The sequence below is a fragment of the Pectobacterium hainanensis genome, from assembly GCF_046237015.1.
In the GTDB taxonomy this organism is placed as follows: Bacteria; Pseudomonadota; Gammaproteobacteria; order Enterobacterales; family Enterobacteriaceae; genus JBJYIN01.
Map to the genome: position 1 here is coordinate 1 of NZ_JBJYIN010000053.1, position 263 is coordinate 263.

At 44.9% G+C, this 263-nt stretch carries 1 protein-coding gene; it reads left to right on the top strand.

Annotated elements, in window-relative coordinates; genetic code table 11:
- On the top strand, positions 1-257 hold a 257-nt coding region (locus tag ACKPVM_RS20485), incomplete at its 5' end, for a (2Fe-2S)-binding protein (RefSeq protein WP_409311584.1).
- Positions 258-263 lie beyond the last annotated feature (6 nt).

Sequence of the window (263 nt, forward strand, 5' to 3'; positions counted from 1 at the left end):
TTGAAGGTTACCAAGGTGAGTCTCTAGCGGCTGCCTTGCTAGCACAAGGAATACGGACTTTACGTTTGCACGAAGAAACTGGGCAGCCTCGAGGTATTTATTGTAATATTGGACATTGTTTTGAATGCCGTGTCACTGTAAATGGCTTAGAGGGCGAACGAGCATGCTTAACCCCTCTCTCAGATGGGATGGTTGTAAAAAGTGGACAGACACTTCCTACGACAGTAAGAGACTGGAGGAAGAATCATGAACAATAAAGTAGT